The organism is Curtobacterium sp. PhB25 (genome assembly GCF_004365375.1).
Classification (GTDB): Bacteria; Actinomycetota; Actinomycetes; order Actinomycetales; family Microbacteriaceae; genus Curtobacterium.
In genome coordinates, this window is record NZ_SODR01000009.1 from 198,524 (window position 1) to 204,650 (window position 6,127).

The 6,127-nt window shown below is 72.3% G+C and carries 2 protein-coding genes; one reads left to right on the forward strand and one right to left on the reverse strand.

The features are described 5' to 3' along the window. The first annotated feature begins 57 nt into the window (after nt 1-57). Nucleotides 58-3,165, forward strand: coding sequence for a choice-of-anchor G family protein (locus EDF51_RS16995; RefSeq protein ID WP_166673579.1), 3,108 nt, complete (start codon nt 58-60; stop codon nt 3,163-3,165). 306 nt (nt 3,166-3,471) lie between these two features. On the opposite strand, the gene EDF51_RS17000 is transcribed toward EDF51_RS16995, so the two are convergent. Further along, nucleotides 3,472-5,898 (reverse strand): excinuclease ABC subunit UvrA, encoded by a 2,427-nt coding sequence (locus EDF51_RS17000; protein WP_134195727.1) that lies wholly within the window; start codon nt 5,896-5,898, stop codon nt 3,472-3,474. Between the last annotated feature and the right edge of the window lie 229 nt (nt 5,899-6,127).

Consider the following 6,127-nt stretch of genomic DNA (forward strand, 5'->3'; position numbering starts at 1 on the left):
AGCTGCAGGCAGCATCACCAACTGCCGGACCAGCACCAGGATCAGGAGCGAAGCCACATGAGGCTTGGAGTACTCGAGCGCGCCCAGAAAGACCCACGGGCGTCCACTTCCACCCGATGGTCAGGCCGGAGCAAGGGCGTCGCGATCGTCACCGCAGCGCTCCTCGGCGCCGGCGGCAGCATCCTCGCCGCCGCCCCCGCGACGGCAGCGCCCGTCGCGTCGACCGGGCAGGGGCGCTTCCTCAGCGGCTCCGCGCTCGGGTTGAACCTCGACGACATCCTCACCGTGACCCCGGCGGACGCGGTCAACACCGGTGGGGCCACGGACACCGACGTCCACCCGCTCGACGTCACCGCACTCAACGCGGTCAACGTCAACCTGGGCGGGGGCCTCAACCTGCTCGGGAACAACGGCATCCTCACCCTCGGTGCCGTCAACCAGTACGCCGCCGCCAACGCCGACGGCAGCTCCGTCGCCGCGTCCGGCGCGGTGACGAACACCGGCGGGATCGGCGTCGGCGGCCAGGACGGCGTCCCGCAGTCCAACGCCACGCTCGACCTGTCGGGTCTCATCGGGGCCGACCTGGCGGGCGCCCTCGCGAACGCCCAGCTCGAGGTCGGCGCCGTGTCGGCCACCGCTGCGCAGGCAGCCGGCCCGGACGGTGCGCAGACGGGCGACTACGGCATCGCCGGACTCGACCTGTCGCTGACGAGCCCCGCGCTCGGCACCACCGTCTCCGGTCTCCGCACCACCCTCGGCACGCTCCAGCCGACGGTCGACGGCGTCGAGGACACCCTGAACGCCCTCGGCCCGCTCGTGCAGGTCCAGGGCCTGCCCGACCTCGTCACGGTGCTCGACTCGGCCACCGGCGACGTCACCAGCGCCGACGGCTCGATCACGGCGAACCTGCAGACCGGTGCGATCACGGTCGACGTCGCCGCAGTGCTGACGAACGCCGGCCTGGACATCAACAACCTGCCGGCGAACACCGAGCTGCTGCCGTACATCACGGAGGCACTCACGACCCAGCTCCTGCCGGCGGTCACCACCGCGCTGCAGGGGGTCGTGACCCAGCTCACCCAGTCGCTCCGCGGGCTCACCGTCACGGTGGCGGGGCTCCCGCTGCCGATCGGTCAGCTCCTCGACGTCGTGAACCCGGTCATCGCGCAGGTCGTCGCCCCGATCAACCAGGTCGTCGCCGGCCTCGGTGAGACGGTCATCACGCCCCTCGCCAACGCCCTGACGACCGTCGTGTCGCTGCAGGCCAACGTGCAGGAGACCAGCGCCGACGGCGTCTTCACCCAGCGTGCCCTGCGCGTCGCACTGGTGCCGGCCGCCGGCACCGCCGTCGTCAACCTCGCCTCGGCTGCGGTCGGCCCGAACGCCGGTCCGCTCGCGGTCCCGACCATCACCACGCTCGACCCGGACAACGGGCCGGTCGCCGGTGGCACGGTCGTCACCGTCACCGGGACGGGCTTCACGGACGACGCCACGGTGTCGGTCGACGGTTCCGACCCGATCGCGGCGGACTCCGTCTCGGACGACGGCACCGAGCTGACCTTCACGACGCCGGCGCACGTCGTCGGCACGGTCGACGTCACGGTCACCACGCCCGCCGGTGAATCCGACCCGCTCGACTTCACCTACACCGACGACGCGGCTGCGGTCCCGACGATCACGACGCTCGACCCGGACAACGGGCCGGTCGCCGGTGGCACGGTCGTCACCGTCACCGTCACCGGGACGGGCTTCACGGACGACGCCACGGTGTCGGTCGACGGTTCCGACCCGATCGCGGCGGACTCCGTCTCGGACGACGGCACCGAGCTGACCTTCACCACGCCGGCGCACGACGCCGGAACGGTCGACGTCACGGTCACCACGCCCGCCGGTGAATCCGACCCGCTCGACTACACGTACAACCCGGCTCCCGCAGCGGTACCCACGCTCACGACGCTCGACCCCGACAACGGGCCGGTCGGCGGCGGCACCCTCGTCACCATCACGGGCACCGGGTTCACCGACGACGCGACCGTCTCGGTCGACGGGTCCGACCCGATCGACCCGGAGTCGGTCTCCGACGACGGCACCGAGCTGACGTTCACGACCCCGGCGCACGTCGCCGGTCCCGTCGACGTGACGGTCACGACCGACGCCGGGACCTCGGACCCGCTGACGTACACCTACAACCCGGCACCCGCCGGGGCTCCGACGCTGACGGCGCTGGACCCCGACAACGGTCCGGTCACCGGTGGCACGGTCGTCACGGTCTCCGGCACGGGCTTCACCGACGACTCGACGGTCTCGGTGGACGGTTCCGACCCGATCACGCCGGACAGCGTGTCGGACGACGGCACCGAGCTGACGTTCACGACGCCGGCGCACACCGCCGGTGCGGTCCCCGTGACCGTCACCAACGGCTCCGGCACCTCGGCGCCGCTGCCGTACACGTACAACCCGGCCCCGGCCGCGGTCCCGACGATCTCCGAGCTGGACCCTGACAACGGTCCGGCCGCGGGTGGCACGGTCGTGACCGTCACGGGCACCGGTTTCACCGACGACTCCACGGTCTCGGTGGACGGTTCCGACCCGATCACGCCGGACAGCGTGTCGGCGGACGGCACGACGCTCACCTTCACGACCCCGGCGCACGCTGCCGGTGACGTCGAGGTCACGGTGACGACCCCGGGTGGCACGTCCGACCCGCTCGTCTACACCTACAACCCCGCGTCGACCACGACGACCCCGCCGCCGGTGATCACCTCGCCGACGGACGGTGGCACCGTCACGACGCCCAACCCGCCGATCACCGGCACCGGTCAGCCCGGCGCGACCGTCACGGTCACCGACGGCACGGTCGTCGTCTGCACCGCGGTCGTCGCGGCGGACGGCACCTGGAAGTGCACCCCGATCGTCGGCTTCGGCCCGGGAACGGTGACCATCACCGCCACCCAGACCGGCGCAGACGGCACCTCGGCGGCATCCGACCCGGTGACGTTCACCGTCCGCCTGGCAACCGCCGGCACCGGTGGCGCGGGTGGTACCGGCCCGAACGGGACGCTCGCCTACACCGGTAGCGACCCGGCCCCGGTGATCGCCTTCGCGATCCTGCTGATGCTCGCGGGCGTCGGGCTCACCATCGCCCGCCGCTTCCGTCGGGCTTAGTCCGCACCACCAGCAGCGCCCGTCGGGATCCGTCCCGGCGGGCGCTGCTGCGTGCGTGTGCGTGCGTGTGCGCGTGCGTGTGCGGTGCGTTGGCGTGTGCGGTGCATGCGTGTGCATCATGCGACGGGGCACCGGTTGATCGACGCGTGGAACGTCGGAACATGCACACGCAGCAGATGCGTGTGCATCATGCGACAGGGCACCGGTTGATCGACGCGTGGAACGTCGGAACATGCACACGCACCGGCGGTCGGGAGGCGCGGTGCGGGCCCGCCACAGGCCCCGTCCGTCCGCGGGTGGGCGCGATCAGTGCCCGAGCTGCTCCCGCAGGTACGGCGCGGTCCGGCTCTCGGCGGACGCCGCGACCTGGGCGGGGGTGCCGGTGGCGACGACGCGGCCGCCGTCCTCGCCGCCGGAGGGACCCATGTCGATGACGTGGTCGGCACTCGCGACGACGTCCATGGCGTGCTCGACCACGACGACGGTGTTGCCGGCGTCGGTGAGGCGCGCGAGCTGTGCGGTCAGCAGCTCGACGTCGGCGGGGTGCAGGCCCGTCGTCGGTTCGTCGAGCAGGTAGAGCGTGTGCCCGGTGCGCGCACGTTGCAGTTCGGTCGCGAGCTTGATGCGCTGGGCCTCGCCGCCGGACAGTTCCGGTGCGGGCTGCCCGAGCCGCAGGTAGCCGAGGCCCACCTGGCGCAGGGCCTCGAGCCCGCGGGCAGCGGCCGGCAGCGACGCCAGGAAGGGGGCAGCCTGGTCGACGGTCATGCCCAGGACGTCGGCGATCGACGCCCCGTCCCACTGCACCTCGAGCGTCTCGTCGTTGTAGCGCGCACCGTGGCACTCCGGGCAGGGCGCCCAGCTGCCCGGCAGGAACAGGAGCTCGACGGACACCGAGCCCTCGCCCTGGCACACCTCGCACCGGCCGCCGGCCACGTTGAACGAGAAGCGGCTGGCGGTCCAGCCGCGGGCCGTCGCGTCGTCGGTCGCGGCGAACGCGGCACGCACGGCGTCGAAGAGCCCGGTGTAGGTGGCGAGGTTCGAACGCGGGGTTCGGCCGATCGGCTTCTGGTCGACCTGCACGACGCGGTCGACGAGCGGGTGCGACGTCGCCACGCCGGGCAGGACCCCGCCGACGAGCGACGACTTGCCGGAGCCGCTGACGCCGGTGACCGCGGTGAGCACCCCGAGCGGCAGGTCGACGGCCAGGTCCTGCAGGTTGTGCAGGGTGAGGTCGCGCAGTTCGAGGGTCCCGACGGGGGTCCGGACGGTGCGCTCGCCGTCGGCACGGTCGCGCGGGTGCAGGAACCGTCGGGTGACCGATGCCTCGACGTCGGCGAGGCCGTCGACGGGGCCGCTGTACAGGACGGTGCCCCCGCCGGATCCGGCACCCGGGCCGACGTCGACGATCCAGTCCGCCCGCCGCACGATGCTCATGTCGTGCTCGACGACGAAGACGCTGTTGCCGCCGGCACGCAGGTCGTCGAGGACCTCGACCAGGGACTCGGCGTCGGCCGGGTGCAGGCCGGCGCTCGGCTCGTCGAGCACGTAGACGACACCGAACAGGCCGGAGCGCAGTTGCGTCGCGATGCGCAGGCGCTGCGTCTCGCCGGGGGAGAGCGTCGGGGTCGCCCGGTCGAGCGCCAGGTACCCGAGGCCCAGGCCGACGAGCACCTCGACCCGGGTGAGCAGGTCGCGCGAGATCGCGACCGCGACCTCGGTGTGTTCGCCGGACGAGGCGCGTGAGGTCGCGGCACCGGCGTCCGTGATGGTGGCGATCGGGCGCAGGACGTCTGCCAGCGCCGTGAGCGGCAGGCCGTTCAGGTCGGCGATCGAGTGGCCGCCGACCGTCACCGCGAGCGCGGCCCGGGTCAGGCCGGTCCCGCCGCAGAGGCCGCACGGACCCGACTCGACGAACTGCAGCACCTTGGTCCGCTGCGTCTCGCTCTGCGAGTCGGCGAGGGTGTGCATCACGAACTGGCGTGCGCTCCAGAACCGCCCCTTGTACGGCTTCGCGACGCGGTCGCGCTTCGGGTGGACCTGGACGACGGGCTGTTCCTCGGTGAACAGCAACCAGTCGCGGTCCTGTCGGGAGAGCTCACGCCACGGCATGTCGATGTCGTAGCCGAGCACCGCCGTGACGTCGCGCAGGTTCTTGCCCTGCCACGCCCCGGGCCACGCGGTGATCGCGCCGTCGCGGATGCTCAACGACGGGTCGTGGACGGCCGAGGCCTCGGTGACCTCGTGGGCGATGCCGAGTCCGTGGCAGCGCGGGCAGGCCCCGGCCACGGTGTTCGGCGAGAACGAGTCGGACTCGAGCCGGTCGACGCCAGACGGGTAGGTGCCGGCGCGGGAGAACAGCATGCGCATCGAGTTCGACAGGGTCGTCAGCGTGCCGACGGTCGAACGGCTGCTCGGGGCACCGCGGCGCTGCTGCAGGGCCACGGCGGGTGGCAAGCCGGTGATCGATTCGACGTGCGGCGTCGAGCCCTGCGCGATGAGCCGTCGGGCGTAGGGAGCGACGGACTCGAGGAAGCGGCGTTGTGCCTCGGCGAACACCGTGCCGAACGCGAGCGAGGACTTGCCGGAGCCGGAGACGCCGGTGAAGGCGACGATGCGGTTGCGCGGGATGTCCACGTCGACGTCCTGCAGGTTGTGCTCACGGGCGCCGCGGACGCGGATGAAGTCGTCGGGCCCCGGTTGGTCGTCGGTCACGGTCGAGCGGGGAGCGGGCATCTGCTCGATGGTAGGCGGGTGCTGCTGAACGTGGTGAAGGGCCGTCCCGGTTGCCCGGGGCGGCCCTTCACGTGTGGTGCGGTGGTGCGGGGTGTTACTTGATCTGTGCGGTGATGGTGGCGGTGCCGACGAGCAGGCCGCGCTTGACGGCGTCGGTGCCGAAGGTCTTGTTCAGCAGGCCGGCGGCGTCTTCGGAGACGTGGACGGTGGTGCCGGTCAGGATGGCGTT